Here is a 25652-nt window from a genome sequence, read left to right on the forward strand (position 1 = left end):
AAGATATATAGCTTGTTCTCCCCACTTACTCAAGTGCCTATACCGAGTAGACAGGCTTTCCAATAGTCATGCAGCTCGCAGCGGGCCGCATGACTATTTTTTATTTTGGATTATTTGCGGGGTGAAATGACCACTTGCATATTAGAGATTTCACTGCTACTAAAAGTAAGGGGCTCACTTAAAATCTTTAAACAAAGGCTGAAGTTTTTTTATCATTTTTCGACGTCCTGCAAAACGCTCCCCTTGCAAAAGTTTTTGAAACATCTCGCGCTCCTGCCCCTCTAAATTCTTTTCGATATCTTGAACAAGCTCTCTATAAGCAACATAGTCATCTAAAGATAAGGCATTATCACTGATACAGTGACTGAGCTGGCTAATGTCTTCATAAGCCATTTTATTAAATTTTCGCTTGTAGCTTTCTTGCTGACGAATAACATCTTTTAAATAATTAGAAAATTTAGTCTTAAAGTAGACGTACAAGCGCAATTCATCCTGACACAAGTCAGGATGCGCATCCAAAAGCCTGAACAAGACAATGCTGCCTTCCTGCAGCCAGTCATTATAGTCCCACAGGTGAATATGATAACTGCGTTTTAACTTTAAAATAATCGGCCTAACTTTTTTATATAGCTCATCAAACTCTTCTTCTCGCATTCCTGACAACTCCTTTAACTAAGATTAATAGCTAGTCTTAGTATAAACAGTCAGAAAGAAAAAGAACATGACAAAAATGTCATGTTCTTTTTCTAAAGCCACTCCGCCAGTAGGACTCGAACCTACGACATCATGATTAACAGTCATGCGCTACTACCAACTGAGCTATGGCGGAATTTAGCTAAGCAACTCCCTTATCTCGCAGGGGGAAACCCCCAACTACTTCCGGCGTACTAGGGCTTAACGACTGTGGTCGGCATGGGTACAGGTGTATCCCCTAGGCTAGCGTCACTTAACTCGGTCTGAACTAAAAAACTAGTCCATTCAAAATTGAATACCTCCTAAAACCGTCCGCTCCTAACCTCTCGGTTAAGTCCTCGAGCTATTAGTACTGGTCCGCTCAATAGCTCACACTAATTACACTCCCAGCCTATCTACCTGTTCGTCTCTCAGGGCTCTTATTAACTAACGTTATGGGAAATCTCATCTTGAGGCAGGCTTCACACTTAGATGCTTTCAGCGTTTATCCTTCCCCTACTTAGCTACCCAGCTGTGCCCTTGGCAGAACAACTGGTACACCAGCGGTAAGTCCACTCCGGTCCTCTCGTACTAGGAGCAGCCCCTCGCAAATTTCCTACGCCCGCGACGGATAGGGACCGAACTGTCTCACGACGTTCTGAACCCAGCTCGCGTGCCGCTTTAATGGGCGAACAGCCCAACCCTTGGGACCGACTTCAGCCCCAGGATGCGACGAGCCGACATCGAGGTGCCAAACCTCCCCGTCGATGTGAACTCTTGGGGGAGATAAGCCTGTTATCCCCAGGGTAGCTTTTATCCGTTGAGCGATGGCCCTTCCATGCGGTGCCACCGGATCACTAAGCCCGACTTTCGTCCCTGCTCGAGTTGTAGCTCTCGCAGTCAAGCTCCCTTCTGCCTTTACACTCTGCGATTGATTTCCATCCAATCTGAGGGAACCTTTGGGCGCCTCCGTTACCTTTTAGGAGGCGACCGCCCCAGTCAAACTGCCCGTCAGACACTGTCTCCGTAGATGATTAACCTACCGGGTTAGAGTAGCCATAACACAAGGGTAGTATCCCAACAACGCCTCCAGAGAAACTAGCGTCCCTCCTTCTTTGGCTCCTACCTATCCTGTACATGTCTTACAGATACGCAATATCAAACTGCAGTAAAGCTCCATGGGGTCTTTCCGTCCTGTCGCGGGTAACCTGCATCTTCACAGGTACTAAAATTTCACCGAGTCTCTCGTTGAGACAGCGCCCAAATCATTACGCCTTTCGTGCGGGTCGGAACTTACCCGACAAGGAATTTCGCTACCTTAGGACCGTTATAGTTACGGCCGCCGTTTACTGGGGCTTCAATTCACACCTTCGGACTACTCCTAAGCGCTCCTCTTAACCTTCCAGCACCGGGCAGGCGTCACCCCCTATACTTCATCTTGCGATTTCGCAGAGAGCTGTGTTTTTGATAAACAGTTGCTTGGGCCTCTTCACTGCGGCTGACCTCTCAGTCAGCACCCCTTCTCCCGAAGTTACGGGGTCATTTTGCCGAGTTCCTTAACGAGAGTTCGCTCGCTCACCTGAGGCTACTCGCCTCGACTACCTGTGTCGGTTTGCGGTACGGGTGGTATCATTCGCCGCTAGAAGCTTTTCTTGGCAGTGGGACATCACTCACTTCGCTACTAATCTTCGCTCCCCTTAACAGCTCAATGTTCCCGATAGAAGCATTTGACTCCTATCTCATCTTACTGCTTGGCCGGACTCTTCCAGTCGTCCGGTTGAGCTAGCCTCCTGCGTCCCTCCTTCACTCCTGATACCAGTACAGGAATATCAACCTGTTGCCCATCGGATACACCTGTCGGTCTCTCCTTAGGTCCCGACTAACCCAGGGCGGACGAACCTTCCCCTGGAAGCCTTAGTCTTACGGTGGACAGGATTCTCACCTGTCTTGCGCTACTCATACCGGCATTCTCACTTCTATACGCTCCAGTGCTCCTCACGGTACACCTTCGCCGCCTATAGAACGCTCTCCTACCATACCTTCTAAAAGGTATCCACAGCTTCGGTAAACTATTTCAGCCCCGGTACATTTTCGGCGCAGGGGCACTCGACTAGTGAGCTATTACGCACTCTTTGAATGAATAGCTGCTTCTAAGCTAACATCCTAGTTGTCTCTGCACCCCCACATCCTTTTCCACTTAATAGTTATTTGGGGACCTTAGCTGGTGGTCTGGGCTGTTTCCCTTTCGACTACGGATCTTAGCACTCGCAGTCTGACTGCCGGGCATAAATCTATGGCATTCGGAGTTTATCTGAGTTTGGTAATCCGAGAAGGACCCCTTACCCAAACAGTGCTCTACCTCCATCATTCTTCGCCCGACGCTAGCCCTAAAGCTATTTCGGAGAGAACCAGCTATCTCCAAGTTCGTTTGGAATTTCTCCGCTACCCACAAGTCATCCAAGCACTTTTCAACGTGCCCTGGTGCGGGCCTCCAGTGCGCTTTACCGCACCTTCACCCTGCTCATGGGTAGGTCACTTGGTTTCGGGTCGACATCCAGATACTTCTCGCCCTTTTCAGACTCGGTTTCCCTACGGCTCCGTCTCTTCAACTTAACCTCGCATCTAAACGTCACTCGCCGGTTCATTCTACAAAAGGCACGCTCTCACCCATTAACGGGCTCGAACTTCTTGTAAGCACACGGTTTCAGGGGCTCTTTCACTCCCCTTCCGGGGTTCTTTTCACCTTTCCCTCACGGTACTGGTTCACTATCGGTCACTAGGGAGTATTTAGGGTTGGGAGATGGGCCTCCCAGATTCCGACGAGATTCCTCGTGTCTCGCCGTACTCAGGATTCTGCTTGGTCTTAATCATCATTTCAAATACGAGGCTCTTACTCTCTCTGGCTGACCTTCCCAGATCATTCTTCTATCATCATTAAAACCACTCTGCAGTCCTTCAACCCCGAAGTGTAAACACTCCGGTTTGCCCTCCTGCCCTTTCGCTCGCCGCTACTCAGGCAATCGCTTTTGCTTTCTCTTCCTGCAGCTACTGAGATGTTTCAGTTCACCGCGTCTTCCTTCCTCTGCCCTTAACAGGCAGGGATGTCAGGCTGTACCTGACGGGTTCCCCCATTCGGACATCTCTGGATCTTCGCTTACTTACAGCTCCCCAAAGCATTTCGTCGTTCGTCACGTCCTTCTTCGGCTCCTAGTGCCTAGGCATCCACCGTGCGCCCTTACTAACTTAACCTTATTCTCGTTTCTCGGTTTTTTTCAGCGTTTCGGTTTCTTTTCTTGCCATCTATCATGGTCTAAACCATCATAAATGGGTTGAGGTATTCAATTTTCAATGGACTAGTCGATAAACCGCACAGCGATTTATCTAGGTGATTCATCTAGGCGCATCTCATGACTAACGGCTTACTCGCGCTAACCCTCATCACTCAATCCCCTAGATTATGGAGCCTAGCGGGATCGAACCGCTGACCTCCTGCGTGCAAAGCAGGCGCTCTCCCAGCTGAGCTAAGGCCCCCTTGACCTCTCAAAACTAAATAAGACCGCAACGTGCATCCATTTCCTTAGAAAGGAGGTGATCCAGCCGCACCTTCCGATACGGCTACCTTGTTACGACTTCACCCCAATCATCTATCCCACCTTCGGCGGCTGGCTCCATTAGGTTACCTCACCGACTTCGGGTGTTACAAACTCTCGTGGTGTGACGGGCGGTGTGTACAAGGCCCGGGAACGTATTCACCGCGGCGTGCTGATCCGCGATTACTAGCGATTCCGACTTCATGGAGGCGAGTTGCAGCCTCCAATCCGAACTGAGATTGGCTTTCAGAGATTAGCTGGCCGTCACCGACTCGCAACTCGTTGTACCAACCATTGTAGCACGTGTGTAGCCCAGGTCATAAGGGGCATGATGATTTGACGTCATCCCCACCTTCCTCCGGTTTATTACCGGCAGTCTGGCTAGAGTCCCCAACTTAATGATGGTAACTAACCATAAGGGTTGCGCTCGTTGCGGGACTTAACCCAACATCTCACGACACGAGCTGACGACAACCATGCACCACCTGTCTCCTCTGTCCCGAAAGAAAAAACTATCTCTAGTCCTGTCAGAGGGATGTCAAGACCTGGTAAGGTTCTTCGCGTTGCTTCGAATTAAACCACATGCTCCACCGCTTGTGCGGGCCCCCGTCAATTCCTTTGAGTTTCAACCTTGCGGTCGTACTCCCCAGGCGGAGTGCTTATTGCGTTAGCTCCGGCACTAAGCCCCGGATAGGGCCTAACACCTAGCACTCAGCGTTTACGGCGTGGACTACCAGGGTATCTAATCCTGTTTGCTCCCCACGCTTTCGAGCCTCAGCGTCAGTAACAGACCAGAGAGCCGCTTTCGCCGCCGGTGTTCCTCCATATATCTACGCATTTCACCGCTACACATGGAATTCCACTCTCCCCTTCTGTACTCAAGTCCCGCAGTTTCAAAAGCATACATTGGTTAAGCCAATGCCTTTGACTTCTGACTTACGAAACCGCCTGCGCTCCCTTTACGCCCAATAAATCCGGACAACGCTCGGGACCTACGTATTACCGCGGCTGCTGGCACGTAGTTAGCCGTCCCTTCCTCGTATGATACCGTCACAGTGTGAACTTTCCACTCTCACACCCGTTCTTCTCATACAACAGAGCTTTACGAAACGAATTCCTTCTTCACTCACGCGGCGTTGCTCGGTCAGGGTTCCCCCCATTGCCGAAGATTCCCTACTGCTGCCTCCCGTAGGAGTCTGGGCCGTGTCTCAGTCCCAGTGTGGCCGTTCACCCTCTCAGGCCGGCTATGTATCATCGCCTTGGTAGGCCTCTACCCTACCAACTAGCTAATACAACGCAGGTCCATCTCTCAGTGATGCTAGTGCTCCTTTTAATCCTCTAACAGGCGTTAAAAAATCTTATGCGGTATTAGCTATCGTTTCCAATAGTTATCCCCCGCTGAGAGAAAGGTTACCTACGCGTTACTCACCCGTTCGCGACTCACTAATCTGTCCATTAACACGTTAATCAACAAACTGTGCGTTCCACTTGCATGTATTAGGCACGCCGCCAGCGTTCGTCCTGAGCCAGGATCAAACTCTCATTCGAATTTGAACGTTACTCGTTCTTTGTCTGTCGCTGACAGTTTTTTATTTTGACAGGTTAATTCCTTAACCCGCACGTCTTGGTCTTATTCAGTTCTCAAAGGTCAACGCTGCCACTTTTCAGACAACTCCTTTATTCTAGCAAATCAGAACAAAGCTGTCAAGGACTTTTTTCCCCTTTTTCCTCAACCTTAAACTCTGCCCTGAGCTCTCTCTGACAGCTCAATTAGTATAGCATCTCTTACAAGCTGTTGTCAAGGGGGGAAGCCACTTTTTTTCGATTGCTGTCACGTTTTTTTCTATACAACACAGGGTATTGGACGCACAGGGCCGTTGAAATCTCCATTTTCGAAAATATGTGTCCCATTTTTCCGGGCGACCATCGACAGTAAACCCTGCTGGTCATAAAAGTGTAAAGCAGATGAGTGGCTCATTTAATTTCAGCAACTTCTTTTATTGTATAAGACATAAACAATTCACAATATTAGCATTTAAAATATAGTTTAAGTCATACTGACTCCTATTTCAACCCGAAACACCTTAGCCTGATGAGGACATGGCCGACAAGAATATTAGATTGTCAATTAACAATCAAAAAACACTCTCTGGTGTGAACCATGGAGTGTTTTGAAATGTCGATATATCGCTGATAATTAACGTTTTGAGAATTGTGATGCTTTACGCGCTTTCTTAAGACCTGGTTTTTTCCGTTCAACCATACGGGCGTCACGGGTAAGGAGGCCTGCGCGTTTAAGTGAATCACGGAAGTCAGGGTCAACTTGAAGAAGCGCACGGGCAATACCGTGGCGAATGGCTCCAGATTGTCCTGCATAACCACCGCCTACAACGTTGACAAAAACGTCATAAGAACCTGCTGTTGACGTTACAGCAAACGGCTGATTAATAATGAGGCGCAAATCAGAACGAGGGATATAATCTTCAACATCCTTTTTATTTACTGTAATTTTACCAGTTCCTGGGACTAAACGAACGCGAGCCACTGCATTTTTACGGCGTCCAGTACCTGTATATTGTGCTTGTGCCATTTATTGATGCTCCTTTCTCTCTTAGATAAGTCCTGTAATATCGAGCACTTCTGGCTGTTGAGCAGCATGGGTGTGCTCTGGGCCGACAAATACTTTCAGCTTCATGCCTTGTGCACGGCCAAGAGTATTGTGCGGAAGCATACCCTTAACTGATTTTTCAATCAAGCGCACAGCATTTTTGGAGCGCAATTCTCCTGCAGATATTTGTTTTAGACCGCCAGGATACATTGAGTGCGTATAATAAATTTTGTCGCTTGCTTTTTTGCCAGTCAATTTTACTTTTTCAGCATTGATAACAATAACAAAATCACCGGTATCAGTGTGAGGGGTATAAGTAGGCTTATTTTTTCCTCGAAGAACACTGGCAACAACAGCTGACAGACGTCCAAGCGGCACATCGGTCGCATCAACAAGGTACCATTTGCGTTCAACTTCACCTGGCTTAGCCATGTATGTTGTTTTATTCATGATTTCTCCTATACAAATCTTTATGTTTACTAGCAGTGGATGTTCCGGTCCACAAGGTATTTGAAGGGTTCCGGGGCCTTTCAAATGGGGTAAACAATACCATTCATAATCATACCAAAAAACTAAGACCAAAGTCAAGACTTTTTTCCTATATTTTCAAAGTGTCTCTACTATAATTAGTGGCGTTTGCTAATTAACAAAATCGTGTCTGCTTCCGAATTTGCAATGGTTCTTAATCATTCAGCTATCTCAAGGACGTTTTTCCTTTCAGACTAAAATATAATGTTTTCTTGGGATGCTGTTCTTTTTTATACTATAAATAACATTGGCGGCGCTCTTAATAATAAAAAAAGATAGCTGTCAAGTGCGACAGCGACAAAAGTGAGTAAGCTAACTCCGGTAAAAGTACTTTTTGACATCACCGCTTAGTACTATGCCAATATGCCAAACAGACACGTTTAAGCTGATTAGCCGCTTTTTAAGCTTTTCAGAACTATACTTGCCCATTCAGCTTTTTTCTTCTCAACTATTTGCCTATAACAAGTTAAGAGCCCGAGACTGTCGTCCCAGACTCTATGTTTTTTCAGCAAGTCTTAATCGATTGAAATACGATTAGGATTATCGAGCTTTTCAGTAGGTTCTTTCTTAGGAATCGTGAGGGTAAGTACCCCATCCTCAAACTTCCCGTGGACATCATCTGCTGTCACATTATCACCTACATAAAAGCTCCTTGACATTGTGCCGTAATAGCGTTCTTGACGGATAATGTTATCTTCCTTATCCTTTTCTTCCCGATCATGACTTTTTGAGGCTGTGATGTTTAGATAGCCATTCTGGAGTTCAATGGTTATATTTTCCTTTTTAACCCCCGGTAAGTCAATTTCCACATCATAATGGTCTTTTTTATCTTTGACATCCATCAACATTTCACGACCGGCATTTTTGCTGATATTACGCCGGATATTCGTAAATTCCTTTGATACATCGTCAAACCAGTTATCTAATAGGCCATCTGAAAATAATTTAGGTGTCAGCATTTTACTTACCTCCTTCACCTATTATTCCTCTCTTTTTTAAGAGATGGTTACCCCTACAAGCTAATTATACTGCTCAGACTTCCTATTTTCAAGCATTTAGCAGGCCTTACTGCTATTTTAATTTACAATCTGCAGGAGCCGATAAGATTATACCGAAAGACCTAACCAACTATGTTTATTATTGTTATAACAGTTTAAGATAAGAAGTGTAAATGCTGGCAATAAAAGCAGCAAAACTCATTTGCTGCTTTTTTGCGTATTTCATTTAGAAAGGGGCATCAGCGATTTCTGCTACAACGTCCTTTCTTTGTCCAACAAAGGGGTTAAACCGCCAGCATTGCTGTTAGAGTGAAAGAAATAGTTGACTCCAGTCTCTTTACTTCCGTCTATCTTTGATAGATAATCAGAAGCTTCAGTCAGCCGGGCTTTTATTCATCTTGCATTTTTAGCAATTGTAAATACGGCTAAGGTATTCGGGCCAACATGTGTTGAAATCACCGGACCCAAGGGCAGAATGATGACTTGCTTGATATCTTCATATTCCAGAAGCTGTTCTTTTAAGCTTTGAGCGGCTTTATCATCATTTGCATAGGCCACTACTGCTGTATCATGACCGAGATCCGCCGTTGCCTGTTTGATCATTTCTCTCATACCTTTTTTGCGGCCGCGCAGTTTTGCCAAAGGCACGAGACGGCCGCTGGCATCCAGCCACAGCAAAGGTTTAATGTTAGCTAAACTTCCGACAAGTGCGGAGGTTTTAGACAGACGGCCTCCGCGCATCAGGTGATAGAGATTGTCCACCAAGAAGAAGGTCCGCAGCCGAGGAGCCACATCAGCAATTAAGGCTTTGATGTCTTGAAGAGACTGCCCCTCTGCTCTGGCTTTGGCCGCCAGCATGACCAAGTAGCCTTCTCCGCCGGCTGCTGCTAAAGTATCAACAATGTCAATAACAGCCTCCGGATATTCTTCCCGAACAATGTCACGCGCTATCAGAGATGATTGATACGTACCAGACAGAACGGATGAAAAAGCGATATAAAGAACATCTTCTCCGTTTTCAGCTGCCTGCCGAAAAACCGTCTCAAACTGTCCGGCATTGACTTGGCTTGTCGTCGGCTTTCCGCCGGCTGCCATTTTTTCTAATAAAAACTCACTTGTCAGCCGATCAGGTCCGACCGTCTCATAAGTAACATTATCCAGCTGGACAGTCAACCCCATTATCTGAACATCATTTTTCAAAGCCCAGCTTTCCAGCAAATCAGCAGTGGAATCCGTTATGATTTTTAATCCCATATTAGTCTCTTTCAACTTACCTTTCTTATCAAATCATTTTTGGCTGTCTATTTATTTAGCAGATATTATGACCATAAAGCATTCTTGTTATTTCAGCTATGTCAAGCGCTGTCTCACAACCTCATACATTAAAATTGCTGCCGCGACACTGGCATTGAGGCTCTGCACATGACCATTCATTGGAATAGTCACCATTTCATCCACCTGTTTTTTAACATTGGGAGAGATGCCTTTTCCTTCACTGCCAATAACCAATGCCAGTTTCCCCGATGTGTTCCACTTATAAAACGGGGTTCCTGTCATATCCGTCCCAAAAATCCAAAACCCCTGTTCTTTGAGCGTAGCAAGAGTTTGGCTGATGTTCGTCACACGGGCAATGGGGACATATTCTGCTGCACCTGTTGCTGTCTTTGCTACTGTTGAGGTGACCCCGACTGCACGGTGTTTAGGGATAATAATCCCAGATACACCAGCTGCATCAGCTGTTCGCAAAATGGAACCAAGATTATGAGGGTCTGTTAAACCGTCTAAAACAAGTATAAGAGGGTTATCATCCCGCATCGCATTCTTAAGTAAGCTCTTTAGTTCTGTGTAAGCAAATTCAGTTACCTGCAGGACAAACCCCTGATGGACAGACTGACCGCTCATTTCAGATAAGGCTGTCTTAGGCAGAAAAGAAACAGGAACATTTTTTTTATCTGCTAAATTTTGGATTTTATCTCGGTTTCTTCCCCGTAAATCATTCTGAATATAGAGCTTTCGGCCACTGTCAGCCTGCAGGCTTTCGATGACCGTATGAACCCCGTAAACAATAGAGGAAGGGCTTTTAGATTGTTTGTTTTTCATATAAGAAATTATAGCAAGTCCCTCTGGTATTTTCAACTGCCGCCTGAGGGATTGCACCGCATCTTTGAAGCTAGTCTGAGTGAATTGTCTTCTGCTGTGAAACTAACGGTTTAGATACTGTTTTTTTCTGTCCTTACAGATAGATGGCATGGCAGCTGCCAAAATCAGGGCTTACTTTCTACAGCAGCTATGCACCAAGCAATCAGCTCTTCCAAACGGCTGTGCTGTTCAGTCATGTGCAGATAGCCCATAACAGCCTCAAATCCTGTAGACATATGATAAGTAATAATGTCTGTATTTTTAGCTTTTGTGTAACTTTTAGCGTTGCGGCCGCGCCGGTAAATAGCCTCTTCTTTATCTGTCAGCCGGCCTTCTTCCAAGAGTTTGCTGACCAGCATCGCCTGTGCTTTGGCTGATACATAGTGAGTGGCCAGACGGTGGAGCTGGCTGGCTTTGGTCAGTCCCTGAAAAATCAAATGACGGCGGATGTACATCGAATAAACCGCATCACCTTCAAAAGCCAGAGCAATCCCATTGATAAGCTCAGCATCAAAATGCTCAGTCACGGCTCCACCTCACTCCATCTTTCGTATCAAGGAGCTTAATGCCTTGTGCTGCCAAGCGGTCACGAATAGCATCTGCTGTCGCAAAATCACGGTTAGCACGGGCCTGCTGGCGTTTTTCAATTAACTGTTCAATCTCACTGTCAAGTACTTCTTCCTCAAAAACAATACCAAAGACAGCCAGCATTTTCGCAAAAGTCTCTTTGACAGTTTGGTCATAATGGCCTGAATTAATCCACTTAGCCAAATCAAAAAGGACAGTTATCCCGTTTGCTGCATTGAAATCATCATCCATAGCAGCTTTAAAATCAGCAGTAAAACGTTCAATTTCTTCCGTATCAACTTCTTTTGTCAAGGGCTGCTGATAGGTGTTTTTAAGATATTTCAGATTGACAGCCGCATCGTGGACCGCTTTTTCTGTAAAGTTAACCGGTCTGCGATAGTGCTGTGTAGCCAAGAAGAAGCGCAAAACCTGACCATCAACAGTCTTTAGCATCTCATGGACGGTTACGAAATTGCCGAGAGACTTAGACATTTTTTCATTGTCAACATTGACAAATCCGTTATGCATCCAGTAATTAGCAAAAGTCTGGCCCGTTTTGGCTTCTGACTGGGCGATTTCATTGGTGTGATGAGGAAACTCTAAGTCAGTACCGCCACCATGGATATCGATGGTGTCCCCTAAAATAGTTGTAGCCATAACGGAGCATTCAATGTGCCAGCCGGGACGTCCTGCTCCCCAAGGACTCTGCCAAAAGACTTCTCCCGGTTTAGCCGCCTTCCAAAGCGCAAAATCAAGCGGATTTTCCTTGTCATCGCCTTCACCTTCTACTCGGCCGCTGGCTCCGACCTCAAGGTCTGCCAGTGTTTTATTGGCTAATTTAGCATAATTTTCAGACCTTGCCACACGAAAGTAAACATCGCCATTTGTCTCATAGGCATAGCCTTTAGCCACTAAAACCTCTACAAAATCAATAATTTGATCCATGTAGTCAATAACACGCGGATGCTTTGTCGCAGGCTTGACCCCGAGACGCTTAACATCATCCATAAAAGCAGCAATAAATTTGTCGGAAAATGCTTTGGTATCCATACCGGCCTCAGCTGCCCCTTTGATAATTTTATCATCCACATCAGTAAAATTAGAGATATAATTAACCGTATAGCCGCGGTATTCAAAATAACGGCGAATGGTGTCAAAGGCAACAACACTGCGGGCATTACCGATATGGATATAATTGTATACAGTCGGTCCGCAGACATACATATTGACGGTTTTATCAGTAATTGGTATAAAATCACGCAGACTGCGGGTCATTGTGTCATAAATCTTAATCATAGGCACCTACCTTCCCTCAAATTTCTTGCAGGCTTTTTAATATATATGTCAGTTTACAAGATCCGGTCACTGTTAAGACAGGACTTTATTTCTTTGTTCGCTGCCATCACTTCCTGTTTCTGTCTGCCCAGTAAAGGTATAAAATCAAAACAGGAATAAAAATCAGAATCGGATACACAGAGCTGTAATGCCCTGATTGGATTTGCCCTATAACATAGCCAAAACTGCCGATTAGATAAATTGATAACCATTTATTATTCTTCCAAAATCGCTTCATTTTCAGCCTCTTTCGCAATAGCTAAAGCCAGATCAAATAAAGGCAGCCAATCAGGCAAGCTTTTGCGCCTTGCCTCCCAAGCACCATCAAGTCGGTTGACGTAATCAGCCGGATAGAAAAACTGACATACTTCCGCCTGACGAAATCTGGCCCAAGCCATGATAGCCGCCGCTTCCATATCTACGACTGCGGCACCAGAGGACATGCGGCGCTTAACCTTTTCCGGCGTTTCACGGTAAAAAGCATCTGTCGTCCAAGTCTTTGTTTTTATATAGCTGATACTATGTCTGTCAAAAACCTTTTCCATAATAGCCAACGACGCCTCATCATATCTGATTTCCTCGCTGGCAGGAGCATAGTGGTAACTTGTCCCTTCATCACGCAGAGCAGAAACCGGCAAAATAATGGTTTGACTTGTTATAGTTTTATCCAGAATACCGCAGGACCCCATAATGATAAACCTGCGGAAGCCCTTAGCTTTTAGTTCTTCTAAAACGCCAACTATCGCCGGTGCACCAACAGGAGCCAGGCAGACCGCGACCTTTTGTCTGCTTCTTTGGTAGATAAACCAGGACTGCTTGCCATTAAGGTTTTGCAAATAACCGCCAAGATGAACTTGTGGAAGCCCAGCCAGTTCTTCCACCATGTCACCGGCAAAAGAAAGAATAATGGTTTCACAGACCTCTCCGCCGCCTCGAACAGCTTTGTCTGTTGGTTCGATAATAGCAGGACTGTCATCAAATTCATTCAACAGCATACTGCCTCCTATAACTTGCTGCCTCCACTATCAAAGCTTAGAAGAGTGTAAGCTTGCATAACGCGCTTCTTCCAGTTTCGATGTGTAGTATTTTGATTCCCGTTCTTCTTCCAACTGACTGATAGCTGCTTCATCTTTCTTACCATGGACACGGACGACCTTAGCCGGAACACCTACTACGGTGACATCAGGCGGAACATCCGCAACAACAACCGCTGCAGCACCAACCTTGGCATTCTCTCCAATTTCAATAGGTCCGATGACCTGAGAATGAGCCGAAACAAGAGCCCCCTTACGGACAGTGGGGTGACGCTTGCCCACATCCTTCCCGGTTCCCCCTAAGGTTACGCCGTGATAGAGCATAGCCCCTTTTTCTACAACAGCCGTCTCTCCAATCACCAAACCAGAACCGTGGTCAATAAAGACTCCTTCAGCAATTTCAGCGCCCGGATGAATTTCAATCTGCGTCCAAAATCGCCAAAACTGGCTATGCATCCTCGCTAGCAAGCGAAAACCACGCACCCATAAAAAATGAGACAGCCGATGCGCAGCCAAAGCCTTTATCCCCGGATAAGTCAACAATACTTCAAGTGACGTGCGGGCAGCCGGATCATTTTCTTTTACAATAGCAATACTTTCTTTCCACCAGCCCATAACAACTCCTCTCAACAAGATACAAAGGGCGTTCAAGCTCACAGCAAAAATAGGAGACTGACCGCCGAGTCACTAAAGACTCTAGGGAAGGCTATCTTTTTTGCAAAGAGCTTAGCCCGTGTTCAGTTCAAACAAGATACAAAGGCCGTTAAAAGAGCAAAGCAAAAATGACGGTAAGCCAGAAATCTTCGATTTCGTCGGCGCACCTCTGCCAGGACGACTAGAAGGCTGCGGGCGGCCGCTAGGACGATAAAGCCTTCAGACGGCTACGGCTGGTTAACTTGAAATCAATTCTAAACTTAGGTATGTCTTTTTTGCACAGCTCTTAGGCCGTGTTCAATTACACAAGATACAAAGGCCGTTAAAAGAGCAAAGCAAAAATAGGAGACTGGACGAAGAGCCATAGGTCTCTAGGACAGGCTGTCTTTTTTGCACAGCTCTTAGGCCGTGTTCAATTACACAAGATACAAAGGGCGTTTAAAGCTCACAGCAAAAACAGGGGACTGACTGACGAATCGCCAGATTCTAAGTCAGAACATCTTTTCTTCGCAGCGTTTAACCTTATTTTAAACATCAATATCCGACCAATTGATTAAAATTTGCTCTTCATCAAATGGGTTAACAGCCAGACCAAAGGTCTCTTCTGTTTCTGCCTGACCCTCCCTTGGTTTATAAATATCTTCAATTTTCCAAGTCAGGATAAGGCCCTGCGCTTGTCGGAAAGCACCGCCAAATTCTTCCTTATTGTACCATTTGGCAAAGCTGGCCAGGTTAGAGAAAATGGGGACATAGCGTTCCCCTTCCGGGGTAGCCATAATTGGAAAAAGACGTTCAAAATGATTATCTTCCTGCGGATGAATATAGACAGGCACCAGATAATATTTATCCATAGTATCGGCCTGTACATTTTTTTCATTCAGTAAGTGATCCAAAATAGAACTATAAGTCGCCAAAAACTGGATCATATCCTTGCTTGAAAAGATAGTTGAATTCTCAAAATCTCCTGTTTTTTTCAAGTTGAAAGCCAAACCGGCAGAGCCTTTGGCAATCCCTTCTTCTAGGACGGTCAAAGCAGATCGCTTGGTCCAGTGCTGATTTCTGGCACTGATTTCCTCTTTTTTAAAATTATCTAAATCAGTAAAATCGGTAAAGACAGGAGTTACTTGCTGGCCGCTGATTTCAAGAATATAGGGCTGATCACTGGCCAAAACAGGATAGCTGTGCAGGGCATTGACCAAGGCAATGCTGTCTAAAAAATGGTCAGGGTCTGCAATAAACTTTCGCAGACTGACATCAAGTTCTTCTATTTTGCTCATGTCCTCTATTTTTCTTTCCTATTATGATGATGTTTATGGTGCGAATGCTCTTTGTGATCTTTTTCTGACCGCTGCGGACGCGGAAGCAGGGCCTTCATTGAAGCATCTACCCGGCCTTTATCGTCAATCTTGATAACTTTAACATCAACTTCATCGCCTAGACTCAGCACATCTTCCACCTTGTTCACCCGTCTCCAGGCCAGCTCGGAAATATGCACTAAAGCATCTGTTTTTTCAAAAAGATTGACAAAAGCACCAAATTTTTCAATGCGCACAACCTTGCCGTGATAAACTTCATCCACCTTAGCTTCGCGGACCAAACCGGCAATAATCTCTTTAGCCCGTTCAATAGCTGACTGATCGCTGGAATAAATAGCAACATGGCCTTCTTCATCAATATCAATCTTAACGCCGGTTTCTTCAATAATTTTATCAATAGTCTCCCCGCCTCTGCCGATGACAATTTTGATTTTATCAACATCGATTGTCATCGTATCGATCTTAGGCGCTGTCGGTGCCAGTTCAGACCGCGGCTGAGGAATTGTAGCTTCGATTAAATCTAAAATTTCAAAGCGAGCTTTCTTGGCCTGAGCCAGAGCCTCTTCTAAAATTTGCGGTGTAATACCGGCAATTTTGATATCCATCTGCAAGGCAGTAATCCCTCGGCGCGTACCCGCTACTTTGAAATCCATGTCGCCAAAGTGGTCTTCCAAACCTTGGATATCTGTCAAAATGGTATACCGTGTCCCATCTGAAATCAGCCCCATTGCAATACCGGCAACAGGCGCTTTGATAGGGACGCCCCCAGCCATTAAAGCTAGAGTTCCGGCACAGATAGAAGCCTGTGAAGAGGATCCATTAGACTCCAGTACCTCTGCCACCAGACGGATAGCATAGGGGAAATCCTCAAAACTAGGCAGCACCTGAGCCAAGGCCCGCTCACCGAGTGCACCGTGTCCGATTTCCCGCCGGCCGGGTGCCCCGTAACGTCCGGTTTCGCCGACAGAATACTGGGGAAAATTATAGTGATGGATAAACCGTTTCTTATATTCTGGGTCTAAACCGTCAACAATTTGAGTTTCTCCCATAGGGGCCAGAGTTAATACGGATAAAGCCTGTGTCTGCCCGCGTGTAAAGAGGCCGGAGCCATGAACCTGCGGCAGAAAATCAATCTCAGCATCCAGCGGACGAATTTCATCAATCCTGCGGCCGTCAGGACGAACCTTATCTTCAGTAATCAGGCGGCGAACCTCTGCATGCTCCATCTGCTCAAGAATTTCAGCCACATCCCGCATGATGGTATCCAAATCTTCGGCATCTGCAAACCGCTCTTCATAGACAGCTGTCACTTCTTCCTTAAGTTTTTCGGTAGCCGCTTCACGAGCCTGTTTTTCCTCTATCTGAACCGCTTTTTGCAGCTCGAGAGAATAGGCTGCAGTAATTTCTTCCTGAAGACTGCTGTCGACTTGCAAGAGTTCAACCTCGGCTTTAGGCTTGCCGACCTGAGCAATGATATTTTCTTGAAAAGCGATCAGCTCCTTTATCGCCTCATGTCCCTTGAGCAAAGCTTCAAGCATAATCTCCTCAGATAGTTCCTTAGCCCCGGATTCTACCATATTAATGGCATCTTTCGTCCCTGCTACAGTTAAATCTAAAAGCGATTGCTCTTTTTGCTGGGCTGTCGGGTTAATGATAAAGTCCTCGTCAATGTAAGCCACCTGAACACCAGCAATTGGACCCTCAAAAGGAATATCCGAAACAGATAAGGCCAGGGATGAACCTAACATTGCGGTCATAGGGGCGCTGGCATCTGCATCGTAAGACAGAACCGTATTTATGACCTGTACCTCATTACGAAACCCTTCTGCAAACAGCGGCCGAATCGGGCGGTCAATCAAACGAGCCGTCAGAGTCGCATCTGTTGAAGGGCGGCCTTCCCGTTTATTAAATCCTCCCGGAAATTTCCCGGCTGCGTACATCTTTTCTTCGTAATTCACTTGTAAAGGGAAAAAATCTCCGGCGGACATTTTCTTTGACATGGTAGCAGCTGTCAGTACAGTGCTTTCCCCATAGCGAATCAAGGCGGCACCGTTGGCCTGCTTAGCCAGCTGGCCGATTTCAATGATGAGGGGCCGGCCGGCAAAAGTTGTCTGAAAAACCTGTTTTGTCATTGTCATCTCCTTAAGTCATCAAAAATATTTAAAATACTATCTATCCGGATGAAACTGCTAAAACCCAGCGGTTATATCAAGGTCAGCAGGCTGATACCCTTAAAAATAGTGACGTTTTTGCTTCTTATAATAATGATAGCATACGTGTTTTCTACAAAAACTAATCTGTAAGGCCTTTACAAACTTGTTTTTGTATAAAACCACGTATTGTTATTATCATACCATAATTTAAGCAAAATAAAAAATCCGGAAAACTGTCTCTTTTTCAAAAAAACTGCTGTCTTTAAAATGAGCAGCAGATGATTTTCTCTTCCCTAATGAAGAAAAGAGGCTGGGACAAAAGTCCTGCCTCGTTTCATTTTTTTAGATATATGCGTTTGACGCAGTGGTTTATTGGAAGTTCTTGTCCCACTTTCCATTTTTATCAGCTCTTAGAACTGGTCAATTAACAATTGTTTCAGCTCTGCAATGTAAGGCTGACGCGGGTTGGCAGGAGTACATTGATCATCGTAAGCCAGACTTGCCAGACGGTCAACAGCTGCATCAAAGGCCTCTTTGGTAACGCCATTAGCAGACAGTTTAGGCTCAACACCGACAGCATGCATAAGTTTATCGATGCGTTGGCAAAGTGCTTCGACTAATTCCGCATCATCTTTGCCCTGCAGACCCAGATAGCGAGCAATATCAGCGTAATCGCGCTGTGCACGGTATTCTTCATAGCGTGGGTAGACAGAGCGTTTCACATTGCCGGCTACTCCATTGTAGCGGATAACATGCTGCATGGCAATGGCAATAGCAAGACCATGCGGCAGACCGAATTCCCCACCGGTTTTGTGAGCAAGAGAGTGGTTAATTCCTAAGAAGGCATTCCCGAAGGCCATACCGGCAATTGTAGAAGCATAATGCATATTTTCTTTAGCCTGTTCGCCGCGCAGAGTCGGATTTTGAGGATCATAGTTATAAGCATCTTCTAAGTTCTCAATAATCAGTTTGATAGCTTCAAGCGACCAAGGTCTTGTGAAGTCAGAAGCCATAACTGAAACATAAGATTCCAGCGCATGTGACAAGGCGTCAAGACCTGACCAGGCAGCAGTCCGTTTTGGCACAGTCATAACAAATTCCGGATCAACAATTGCCACTTGCGGAACCAGCTCATAGTCGGCCAGCGGGTATTTGACATGAGTGAAATCGTCAGTAATAACAGCAAACGGTGTCACTTCAGCCCCTGTCCCTGAAGTTGTCGGGATACAGAAGAGGCGTGTTTCTGTTTGGTGTTTGAATTTGACAATCCGTTTACGGATATCAATGAATTTTTGCTGCAATTCAAGGAAGAACTCGCTTACATTGTCATAACTGTCGAGCCAGCCAGCTTCCTTATCAAGCGATACCTCATAAATCAAGCGGGCAATCTTAGACGCATCAATTGCGGAACCCCCGCCGATAGCAATAACGGTGTCCGGTTTGAAATCACGCATTTGTTTGGCAATTTCGATAGTTTGGCCTAAAGTCGGATCCGGTTTGATGGTGCCGTAAAGAGAGGTCACAACCTTTTCATCGCGTAAAGCGAGCTGCGCATAAACTGTGTCAACAAAACCGAACTGAACCATACCGGGGTCAGCTACGATAAGCGCGCGCTTCATTGGTTCATAGGCATCCTGCAAGTAAGAAATGGCATTCTTTTCGTAGTAAGTTTTTTCCGGCAGACGGACCCATTGCGGACGATTGCGGCGCTTAGCAACAGTTTTCACATTCAAAAGGTCGCCGGTTGATAAATTGTGAGACAATGAATTTTTCCCCCATGATCCTGTTCCAAGAGTTAAGCTGGCTTGCAGCGCATCTGTGTAAACATCTCCGATACCGCCGACTGAGTCTGGCTGGTTAACCAAGATACGAGACGAATTCAGAGCATCACCGAATTCAGTGACAAACGGATCAGACTGTGAGCCGATTTGAATAGCACAGTTGTGGCCTGCCCCTTGATAATCCAGCAGAGCAGCTACGATTTCGATACCGTCCTGACGGTCTTTAGCTTTATAGACAGAAAGGAGAGGAGAAAGTTTTTCTGATGACAGTTTTTCGCCGATATTTTTCTTATCCAGCTCAAACAAGAGAACATCTTTGCCTTCCGGAAGATTGACACCGGCCTGTTCGCAGATCCATTGCGCCGACATACCGGCAACCGGTCCGTTTACCCCGTGGCCATCATTGAAAACAAAATCTTCAAGTTTTTTGTAATCTTTCTTAGGAACCAGATAAGCGCCTTTTTCCTGCATTTTTTCCAGCCACTCTTTGTAAACCGGTGCTTCAACAACTGCTGAATTTTCAGTAGCACAGATCATGCCGTTATCGAAACGTTTTGACAGGAGAAGGTCTTCAACGGCCCGATCGAGATGGGCTGTCGCATCAACAAAGACCGCACCGTTACCGGCACCAACACCCATAGATGGATTCCCTGATTTAAGAGCCGCATTCACCATGCCCGGACCGCCTGTTGCCAAAATGGAAGCAATATTTTTGTTGGAAATCAAAGCGCTGGTATTAGCGATTGATGGAGTGTCAATCCATTGAATAATATTCTCAGGTGCACCGGCTTTAACAGCTGCATCGTATAAGATTTGGGCTGCATGCGCTGAACAGTTTTGAGCTGCCGGGTGGAAAGCAAAGACAATAGCATTTCTGGTTTTCAGAGCGACTAAAATCTTAAACATGGTTGTTGAAGTCGGATTGGTAGTCGGCACGATTCCGGCCAGCACACCCAGAGGAGCTGCGATTTTAACACCGCCTGCAACTTTATCTTCACCGATAATGCCTACAGTTTTTTCATTTTTAATTCTTTCGTAAACATACTCTGTAGCAAAGTGATTTTTCGTATCCTTATCTTCAACAATACCGCGGCCGGTTTCTTCATGAGCTTCTTTTGCCAGCTGAAGAGATGCTTCAGAACCCGCCAAGGCCATGGCTGCAACGATTTTATCCACCTGTTCCTGTGTATAAGTGGCATAAACCGCCTCAGCAGCCAAAGCCTTTTCAACTAAGCCGTTCGTATACTGAGCCGCAGCCTCTTCTTGTGAAAGTTCTGCTTTTTTAACGTCTGTTTTTGCTTCTTTAACCATTAAAAAACTCCTTTGTAAATAGCGATGGCTGAATTTTCAAGCTAAGAAAATTCATTTGTGATTTTTTTCACTTGTTATTATATAATTTTCTTTCCCCGAAATCAAGTCTTTTTTGTGATTTTTTTCATTTATTTTGTCAGTGATAGGTGCAAAGCCTTGCAGGACAGGGATAAGAAGGATTTGATTTCTAAAAAATAAGTCTGATTGAATGAGGCATAATATAAAAGCTGTCAAATAAAATCACAGAAAGAGGAGATTCCAATAGTCTGAAGTGCTTCTCTACTATTTGCCTGCCGCTGCTTTCTAGTCATCCGGCCTTCATTGTCTAAAAAAAGAACCTAAAGCCAAAATCGTTTGTTCGGGCTTTGGGTTCTTTAAATAATTGTTTTTGCTTAGCGGCGCAGTCCTAAGGACTGAATCAGCTCACGGTAGCGGTTGACATCTGTACGGCGCAAGTAAGCCAGCAAGTTCCGGCGGTGGCCGATTTTCTTCATCAGTCCACGGTATGTTGCATGGTCTTTTTTATGCTGCTTGATATGCTCGTTCAAATGGTTGATTTCCCAAGTCAAAACAGCTACCTGTACTTCAACACTGCCCGTATCGCCTTCATGGCGCGCATATTGTGCAATAATTTCATTTTTTTTCTCTTTTGAGATTGCCATAGTTCTTCTCCTTTTATTGCTTCATCCGAGTTCTGGGTTTTGGCAGGTCCCGGAACCAAGAAAAAGTTAGTTTGTCTTTGCGACTGTTCTTATTGTAACAAATTCAAAAAAGCCCGTCAAACATTAATTAAACAGCTGTCGGATCTTTCCTTATATTTCAGCTAAAAAATTCAAAGATAAAAACACTCTGCAAGCAGGACAAGAACAGCTTGTCATTAAAACTCTCTTCTTTATTTACAGGCCATTTTGTGATATAGTAGATTTGTTTGAATTCAAAAATAATTTAATATCGCATTAATAAAGGAGAACAGCATGTCAGTACAGGACAAATTAATACGGCCGAGCCGTGTCATTACAATGGATGATATTATTCGTGAAGGGCAGCCTACTCTGCGGGAACGGGCTAAAGATGTCAGCCTGCCCATACAGGACGAGGACATTATTCTGGGGGAAAAAATGCTGCAGTTTCTTAAGAACTCTCAGGATCCTGCGACAGCTGAAAAAATGGGCCTGCGGGGCGGTGTTGGACTGGCTGCTCCGCAGCTCAATATTTCTAAACGGATTATTGCAGTGCTGATTCCTAACCCAGAGGATGAGGACGGCAACCCACCGGCAGAAAGCTATAGTTTGCAGGAAGTCATGTATAATCCTAAGATTGTTGCTCATTCCGTACAAGAGGCTACACTGGCTGACGGCGAAGGCTGCCTGTCCGTTGACCGGGAAGTTCCCGGGTATGTTATCCGCCATGCTCGTGTAACCGTTGATTACTACAATAAAAATGGGGAAAAACAAAGGATTAAGTTAAAGGGCTATCGGGCTATTGTCGTTCAGCATGAAATTGACCATACAAACGGTATTATGTTCTATGACCGCATCAATGAAGCTGAGCCTTTTGCTGTTAAAGAAGGCTTGCTGATTATTGAATAAATCATCAAGGAGTGCATTGTGAAAAGAATTGTCAACTGGATTGAAAAGCGACAGAAATTCCTCATCAGCCTTGTCTGTGCTCTAGCCTTTTTTTCCTATGTCTTTTTGCTACGCAATGAATTAAAAGTAGCCGATAACAGCGGCAACATCAAGATTGTCGCAGCCAAGCAAAAAGACCCTTTAGCAGCCGGCTATCGCGGAAACACACGGCAAATTGCCTTAGAGGGGCAGCCGCTAAGTGATGAAGAAATTGTCCGCAATGACTGGGGTGTATACAGCGCTGCCGTACCTATTCCTATTAACATAACAGAAGCCACAGATGATCTGGAAAATCCGACTATGGAAATCCAGCATGATGGACCGGTCAGAAATATTTCCTTTGAATACAGCCGTTATTATCTAGGCGGTTACCTGCAAATTTATCTTGATGATGTCCTTTACATGCAGATAAATACCTATCAGGAAGAGGAAAGCTATGAACTGCTGACCATTGATTTCCCTCAGCATTACGGCTTAAGTGCTGCAAATGCCGGCTGGTGGCTGCAAATCATCGTTTTAGCAGCAGTGCTGCCTGTCTTTGTCCGGCTGGAACTCTATAAAAGACTGCGAATCCAGCAGTTCCTTCTGGCCTTTGGACTGCTGGCTGCAGCTTGTTACGCCTTATCAGCCGGATTAGCTTACACGCTGCCGCAAAGCTTTGTCTTTTCTAATACGCTCTACAGCTTTGACAAGGCTATGCTGGTGTTGAGCCTGTTCACCTTTCTATCATTAATTTTAGGGCAGGTTTTGCTGTATTTCGTCAAAAAAAGGTGGCGTTTTTTGGGACAGATTCTTTATCTGCTTTTGATCGCTCTTGCGCCGCTCTTAATTTTTTATCTGCTGGAAAGCCCTTCAGCTTATGATTCTAATTTGAATGCAGCTGATATTCCGGCCAATCTGGCTATTATTACTATCGTTTGGCTGACTTTAGCCATGATAACCACTTCTCTGCGCTTGGCGAGCATGCTGGCTGCAGTTGCCGCTCTTATCATGGGAATCGTCAATAAGGTATTGATTGCCCTCAGGTCAACCCCCCTTTTAGCTTACCATTTTCTGCAGATTCGCGATGGTTTAAATGTAGCGCAAAATACGGCTATCATCGTTGAACTGATTATCCCGAGACTTATTTTTCTAAGCGCTCTTTATTGCATAGCACTGGCTTTCCTGCCATCTTCCAGAAAACTATTTGCCAGACCAAAGCCTTTTTCTGTTTGGCAGAAACTGCCAAGCAGGCTGGCCTTTTTGCGTCAGACAGTTTATCAGAAAATCATAACCGCTTTTATCGGTGTACTGGCCGCATTTTTTGTGGCCAGACCCCTGGTCTACCATATTGCTGACAGTGTGGAGATGCGCCTGCTCTTTTTTGCGATGCAGAAAACATATTATGAACATGGATTTGCTCTTTCTTTTGTCAGATTTTATGAAGTCTCGCACGTCACAGAGCCGGAAGGTTACAGCACTGATGCTGTCAAGGATATTTTGAGTCAATACCCGAGAAAGACAGAGACTGCCAAGCAGAAACCGAATATTATCATTATCCAAAATGAATCGCTGACCGATTATGCGCAATTGACGTCTTTGGAATTTGAGCCTGATCCGCTGGCCTTTATCCACTCTATGGATGATAATACAATCAAGGGGGTGCTCTACGCTTCTGTACTGGGCGGCGGTACGGCCAATACGGAATACGAGGTGCTGACCAGCAACAGTTTAGCTATCTTACCACCAAATGCTTTTCCTTATCAGCAGCTGATCACCTCACCTAAAAATAATATCACCAGTGCTTTAAACAGTTATGGCTACCAAAGCGTAGCCCTTCATCCTTACTTGGAAAATTTCTACCGCCGCAATTTAGTCTACAGCTACTTTGATTTTGCCGAGAGCTATTTCAACAATTCAACACCTAGCATTGAAGATCTTGTTGAGGTTCAGAATTTGCGCAACTATGTCAGTGATGCCAGCCTTTATCAGGCCAGTCAGAAACTGATTGAAGAAAAGCAGGATCCGCTCTTTAATTTTATTGTTACCATGCAGGGACACGAAAGTTACGGTCTTCCGGAAGAAGAGAGCCCGAGGACTGTCTCTATTGTCAATGGAGATGATGACAGCAGTGCGACTGATTTCTTATCCAGTGTCAAAGCATCGGATGAGGCATTCAGCGACTTTATCACTTATCTTAAGACTTCTGATGAACCGACTGTGGTCATCATGTACGGCGATCATCAGCCGGGACTTTCTAACAGCTATTTTGAACCGGCATTAGATGCCAATGATCCCAGCGCCAAATATCAAACGCCTTTTGTCATGTGGGCTAATTTTGATCTGCCCCAGAAAGAAGAAATTCAGCTCAGTCCCAATTATATTGTTCCTTATCTGTTTGACATTCTGTCGCAGACAGACTATCCTTTGCCAGTATCGTCTTATTATCAGTTCCTGTCAGAACTGCAGCAGCAAATTCCTATCATGACGACTTGGGGCTATTATGATGACGGCTATACTTATTCTGAAGAAGCCCCTGCAGACAGCCAGCTCCTCAGCCAGTACCGGCTGTTGGAATATAATAATGTGATGGATAAAAGTGCCCTGACTTTAACACAGTATTATGAATAAATCAAAAAAACTCACATGATGTGAGTTTTTTTGATTGACCTGCAGATTATTTAACTAGTTATTGATAGCTGCCAAGACAGCATCTGCCTGTTTGCTGAGTTCTTCTAAAACGTTATCATTTAAGGTCAGCTCTCCGCTTGCCCAAGCTTCATCATTAATTTGCGCTGCAGTGACTTGATCTACAAAAGTTGTTCGAATGAAAGGAAGCAGGTCACGATAAATAGCAGCTGTTTGCTCATGACCGCCGTTAGCCAGAAGAGACACTGTTGTTACTTTGCTGTCAATAGCTGATAGCCCTGTCGGATCAGCCAAATCAACGGCGCGTGACGCCCAGTCCAGTAAGTTTTTCACCGGACCTGGAATTGAAAAATTGTAAACGGGTGAGAAAATCCAAACAGCATCAGCTTCCTGAATGGCTTTGCGCATATCTGCGACTGCTGGCAGAACCGACGTTTCAAGATCCTGATTAAAGAGAGGCACTTGACTGTAATCCAAGTAGGATACCTTGGCTTTACCGGCAAGGATCTTTTCTGCGGCCTGAGCCATTTGCAGATTGAAAGAACCCTCACGAAGTGAACCGACAACAAATAAAATATTTTTCATTTCCTCTTCTCCTTTAAAAAACTGTTTTAATGCGTTAATAAAAGACATTTGCACTCCTATCTATTTATCACTATATAGTTATAACTGTTACTATGTAGTAAATTATAAAACAGTCTGCCGCTAAA

Annotated in this window: 18 protein-coding genes, 2 tRNA genes and 3 rRNA genes; 2 read left to right on the forward strand and 21 right to left on the reverse strand. The window is 45.1% G+C overall.

The window, feature by feature from the left end; translation table 11 throughout:
• Nucleotides 1-174: 174 nt before the first annotated feature.
• From A0O21_RS07940 to rpsO, 20 genes are all read right to left on the reverse strand, one after another.
• Nucleotides 175-654, reverse strand: coding sequence for a sigma-70 RNA polymerase sigma factor region 4 domain-containing protein (locus tag A0O21_RS07940; protein WP_067064004.1), 480 nt, complete (start codon nucleotides 652-654; stop codon nucleotides 175-177).
• A 101-nt stretch (nucleotides 655-755) separates the two neighbouring features.
• A tRNA-Asn gene (locus A0O21_RS07945) sits at nucleotides 756-829 on the reverse strand.
• 5 nt (nucleotides 830-834) lie between these two features.
• Nucleotides 835-950: ribosomal RNA gene (gene rrf, locus A0O21_RS07950) — 5S ribosomal RNA — on the reverse strand.
• A 69-nt stretch (nucleotides 951-1019) separates the two neighbouring features.
• Nucleotides 1020-3921: ribosomal RNA gene (locus tag A0O21_RS07955) — 23S ribosomal RNA — on the reverse strand.
• Between the two features lie 209 nt (nucleotides 3922-4130).
• Nucleotides 4131-4203 (reverse strand) — tRNA-Ala (locus A0O21_RS07960).
• Nucleotides 4204-4253: 50 nt separating this feature from the next.
• Nucleotides 4254-5810: ribosomal RNA gene (locus A0O21_RS07965) — 16S ribosomal RNA — on the reverse strand.
• The 16S, 23S and 5S rRNA genes sit together here with 2 tRNA genes alongside, the layout of an rRNA operon.
• Before the next feature lie 649 nt (nucleotides 5811-6459).
• The gene (gene rpsI, locus A0O21_RS07970; RefSeq protein ID WP_067064006.1) at nucleotides 6460-6852 is read right to left on the reverse strand and encodes a 30S ribosomal protein S9; all 393 of its coding nucleotides are present in this window, start codon (nucleotides 6850-6852) and stop codon (nucleotides 6460-6462) included.
• Between the two features lie 21 nt (nucleotides 6853-6873).
• Nucleotides 6874-7320: a 50S ribosomal protein L13 gene (gene rplM, locus A0O21_RS07975; RefSeq protein ID WP_067064009.1), complete on the reverse strand. Its 447-nt coding sequence runs from the start codon at nucleotides 7318-7320 to the stop codon at nucleotides 6874-6876.
• Nucleotides 7321-7913: 593 nt separating this feature from the next.
• A complete protein-coding gene (locus tag A0O21_RS07980) occupies nucleotides 7914-8357 on the reverse strand; it encodes an Hsp20/alpha crystallin family protein (RefSeq protein ID WP_067064011.1) in 444 nt (147 codons plus the stop codon).
• A 291-nt stretch (nucleotides 8358-8648) separates the two neighbouring features.
• Entirely contained in the window at nucleotides 8649-8789 is a 141-nt protein-coding gene (locus A0O21_RS11155; protein ID WP_418346442.1) for a DUF6440 family protein, read from the reverse strand.
• The gene (locus tag A0O21_RS07985) at nucleotides 8790-9650 is read right to left on the reverse strand and encodes a DegV family protein (RefSeq protein WP_067064014.1); all 861 of its coding nucleotides are present in this window, start codon (nucleotides 9648-9650) and stop codon (nucleotides 8790-8792) included. It abuts the gene before it with no gap.
• 96 nt (nucleotides 9651-9746) lie between these two features.
• Nucleotides 9747-10496 (reverse strand): 23S rRNA (guanosine(2251)-2'-O)-methyltransferase RlmB, encoded by a 750-nt coding sequence (rlmB, locus tag A0O21_RS07990; protein WP_067064016.1) that lies wholly within the window; start codon nucleotides 10494-10496, stop codon nucleotides 9747-9749.
• 164 nt (nucleotides 10497-10660) lie between these two features.
• Entirely contained in the window at nucleotides 10661-11062 is a 402-nt protein-coding gene (locus tag A0O21_RS07995; protein ID WP_067064019.1) for a Mini-ribonuclease 3, read from the reverse strand.
• Nucleotides 11055-12398: a cysteine--tRNA ligase gene (gene cysS, locus A0O21_RS08000; RefSeq protein ID WP_067064021.1), complete on the reverse strand. Its 1344-nt coding sequence runs from the start codon at nucleotides 12396-12398 to the stop codon at nucleotides 11055-11057. Before cysS ends, A0O21_RS07995 begins: the two co-directional genes overlap by 8 nt.
• Nucleotides 12399-12652: 254 nt before the next feature.
• Nucleotides 12653-13432, reverse strand: coding sequence for a nucleoside phosphorylase (locus tag A0O21_RS08005; protein WP_067064023.1), 780 nt, complete (start codon nucleotides 13430-13432; stop codon nucleotides 12653-12655).
• A 30-nt stretch (nucleotides 13433-13462) separates the two neighbouring features.
• The gene (gene cysE, locus A0O21_RS08010) at nucleotides 13463-14086 is read right to left on the reverse strand and encodes a serine O-acetyltransferase (protein WP_067064026.1); all 624 of its coding nucleotides are present in this window, start codon (nucleotides 14084-14086) and stop codon (nucleotides 13463-13465) included.
• Between the two features lie 566 nt (nucleotides 14087-14652).
• The gene (locus A0O21_RS08015; protein WP_067064028.1) at nucleotides 14653-15402 is read right to left on the reverse strand and encodes an SseB family protein; all 750 of its coding nucleotides are present in this window, start codon (nucleotides 15400-15402) and stop codon (nucleotides 14653-14655) included.
• A gap of 5 nt (nucleotides 15403-15407) precedes the next feature.
• Nucleotides 15408-17573 carry a polyribonucleotide nucleotidyltransferase gene (gene pnp / locus A0O21_RS08020; RefSeq protein WP_067064030.1) on the reverse strand — a complete coding sequence of 722 codons (2166 nt, stop codon included), beginning with the start codon at nucleotides 17571-17573 and terminating at the stop codon, nucleotides 15408-15410.
• A gap of 431 nt (nucleotides 17574-18004) precedes the next feature.
• A complete protein-coding gene (gene adhE / locus A0O21_RS08025; protein ID WP_067064032.1) occupies nucleotides 18005-20686 on the reverse strand; it encodes a bifunctional acetaldehyde-CoA/alcohol dehydrogenase in 2682 nt (893 codons plus the stop codon).
• A gap of 392 nt (nucleotides 20687-21078) precedes the next feature.
• Entirely contained in the window at nucleotides 21079-21348 is a 270-nt protein-coding gene (gene rpsO / locus A0O21_RS08030; protein WP_067064034.1) for a 30S ribosomal protein S15, read from the reverse strand.
• A gap of 312 nt (nucleotides 21349-21660) precedes the next feature.
• Here rpsO and def point away from each other — a divergent pair, with 312 nt between their 5' ends.
• Nucleotides 21661-22275: a peptide deformylase gene (def, locus tag A0O21_RS08035; protein ID WP_067064037.1), complete on the forward strand. Its 615-nt coding sequence runs from the start codon at nucleotides 21661-21663 to the stop codon at nucleotides 22273-22275.
• Nucleotides 22276-22293: 18 nt separating this feature from the next.
• Entirely contained in the window at nucleotides 22294-24924 is a 2631-nt protein-coding gene (locus A0O21_RS08040; RefSeq protein WP_082854435.1) for an LTA synthase family protein, read from the forward strand.
• 54 nt (nucleotides 24925-24978) lie between these two features.
• On the opposite strand, the gene A0O21_RS08045 is transcribed toward A0O21_RS08040, so the two are convergent.
• Nucleotides 24979-25575, reverse strand: a complete 597-nt coding sequence (locus tag A0O21_RS08045) for an NADPH-dependent FMN reductase (RefSeq protein WP_067064039.1) — start codon at nucleotides 25573-25575, stop codon at nucleotides 24979-24981.
• Between the last annotated feature and the right edge of the window lie 77 nt (nucleotides 25576-25652).

This window comes from Streptococcus pantholopis, from assembly GCF_001642085.1.
GTDB classification, from domain to species: Bacteria; Bacillota; Bacilli; order Lactobacillales; family Streptococcaceae; genus Streptococcus; species Streptococcus pantholopis.

Bases quoted from the DNA above. Each gene is read 5' to 3' on its own strand.
- rplM (WP_067064009.1), bottom strand. From the start codon at position 7,320: ATGAATAAAACAACATACATGGCTAAGCCAGGTGAAGTTGAACGCAAA.
- rpsI (WP_067064006.1), bottom strand. From the start codon at position 6,852: ATGGCACAAGCACAATATACAGGTACTGGACGCCGTAAAAATGCAGTG.
- adhE (WP_067064032.1), bottom strand. From the start codon at position 20,686: ATGGTTAAAGAAGCAAAAACAGACGTTAAAAAAGCAGAACTTTCACAA.
- A0O21_RS07980 (WP_067064011.1), bottom strand. From the start codon at position 8,357: ATGCTGACACCTAAATTATTTTCAGATGGCCTATTAGATAACTGGTTT.
- A0O21_RS07940 (WP_067064004.1), bottom strand. From the start codon at position 654: ATGCGAGAAGAAGAGTTTGATGAGCTATATAAAAAAGTTAGGCCGATT.
- cysS (WP_067064021.1), bottom strand. From the start codon at position 12,398: ATGATTAAGATTTATGACACAATGACCCGCAGTCTGCGTGATTTTATA.
- rlmB (WP_067064016.1), bottom strand. From the start codon at position 10,496: ATGAAAAACAAACAATCTAAAAGCCCTTCCTCTATTGTTTACGGGGTT.
- A0O21_RS08015 (WP_067064028.1), bottom strand. From the start codon at position 15,402: ATGAGCAAAATAGAAGAACTTGATGTCAGTCTGCGAAAGTTTATTGCA.
- pnp (WP_067064030.1), bottom strand. From the start codon at position 17,573: ATGACAAAACAGGTTTTTCAGACAACTTTTGCCGGCCGGCCCCTCATC.
- rpsO (WP_067064034.1), bottom strand. From the start codon at position 21,348: ATGGCAATCTCAAAAGAGAAAAAAAATGAAATTATTGCACAATATGCG.
- def (WP_067064037.1), top strand. From the start codon at position 21,661: ATGTCAGTACAGGACAAATTAATACGGCCGAGCCGTGTCATTACAATG.
- A0O21_RS08005 (WP_067064023.1), bottom strand. From the start codon at position 13,432: ATGCTGTTGAATGAATTTGATGACAGTCCTGCTATTATCGAACCAACA.
- cysE (WP_067064026.1), bottom strand. From the start codon at position 14,086: ATGGGCTGGTGGAAAGAAAGTATTGCTATTGTAAAAGAAAATGATCCG.
- A0O21_RS07985 (WP_067064014.1), bottom strand. From the start codon at position 9,650: ATGGGATTAAAAATCATAACGGATTCCACTGCTGATTTGCTGGAAAGC.
- A0O21_RS08045 (WP_067064039.1), bottom strand. From the start codon at position 25,575: ATGTCTTTTATTAACGCATTAAAACAGTTTTTTAAAGGAGAAGAGGAA.